We start from the raw sequence: 1,328 nt of genomic DNA, 5'->3' as shown, positions 1-1,328 counted from the left end.
ATCAGAGAGGTATTCATCATGAATAATATTAAACTAGTTTCTATTGATTTAGCAAAGAACGTATTCCAAGTTTGTGGTATTAATCAGGCAGGTAAACCCATTGTTAATAAGAAAGTTAAGCGGTCTCAATTATTAGAGACAGTGTTGTCCCTGAAACCGAAACGTATCGTCATGGAAGCATGTTATACCGCTAATTATTGGGGGCGTAAATTCCAGTCTTTTCAATTTGAGGTTAGTGCTATTCCGGCACAGTTTGTTAAAGCCTTTGTCCGAGGAAATAAAAATGATGGCAATGATGCACTTGCCATTGCAGAAGCGGCTGTTCGACCAAACATGCGATTTGTACCCATTAAAACGATAGAGCAACAAGACCTTCAGACTCGACACCGAGTTCGTGAACGTCACATTCGAAACCGAACCGCTTTGATTAATCAAATTAGGGGAATACTTAGTGAATATGGTGTCACCATAGCTCTAGGCTCCAAAACAGTAATCAAGCAAATCCCCTTAGTTCTTGAGGATGCTAATAACGAACTATCGCCTTCAGCAAGGTCATTACTCAGCGATTTGAGTCAAGAACTCCGAACAATAACTGAAACAATAAAGCATGACGAAGTCATCATTGAACAGTTATCAAAAAGTCATGATACTTACCAGCGATTAATGACTGTACCAGGAATAGGAAAAATATTGAGTTCGTTCATCATCGCTTCAGTCGGTAATGGCCAACAGTTTAAGAATGGACGAGAGTTTTCCGCATGGATAGGATTAACGCCAAGACAGTATGCCAGTGGCGATAAGTCTTACCTCGGAAAAGTAAGTAAACGTGGAAACCGGACGCTACGCACACTATTTATTCATGGGGCAAGGGCTGCTTTCACTCGCTGTAAGCAGCGGGATCATTATTTGTTTCAGTGGTCTGAGAAGATTGCTGCACGGAGTAGCAAGCCTAAAGCATGGGTTGCTCTTGCCAATAAATTAGCACGAATCGTTTGGGCTATGTTAGTCAAAAAGACTGAATTTCAATATCGCTAAAATATTATTTAACAACTAAAATTCGTTTTTAAATAATAGGATAAACAACTATCAATTCCGGATAATGCAATTTTAATGATGAAATAACAGGTTGTCCGACCTTGCTTAACTCTGCTACGGGACAAGGCTCAATGAAGCCATATGGGTGTTAAGAGAGCAAGGTGCGGATCTCATCAGGGCTAGGCTGACAAACTCAACACAAGTCAGTCAAATGAAAAGCCGGATATATGTCAGCAACCAATACCTCATCATTGTTTACCCTTGCAATCTGGGAGGTGTTCATATATGTCCCG

General features: G+C 40.4%; 1 protein-coding gene. It reads left to right on the top strand.

Annotated elements, in window-relative coordinates; genetic code table 11:
* A partial coding sequence (locus tag C8D97_RS17960; protein WP_210204998.1) for an IS110 family RNA-guided transposase occupies nucleotides 1-1,035 on the top strand: 1,035 nt, incomplete at its 5' end.
* Between the last annotated feature and the right edge of the window lie 293 nt (nucleotides 1,036-1,328).

Origin of the sequence: Pleionea mediterranea (assembly GCF_003148745.1) — a bacterium.
Taxonomy (GTDB): domain Bacteria; phylum Pseudomonadota; class Gammaproteobacteria; order Enterobacterales; family Kangiellaceae; genus Pleionea; species Pleionea mediterranea.
Note: the sequence above shows the minus strand (reverse complement) of the source record. Positions and strands in the feature narration are given on the sequence as shown.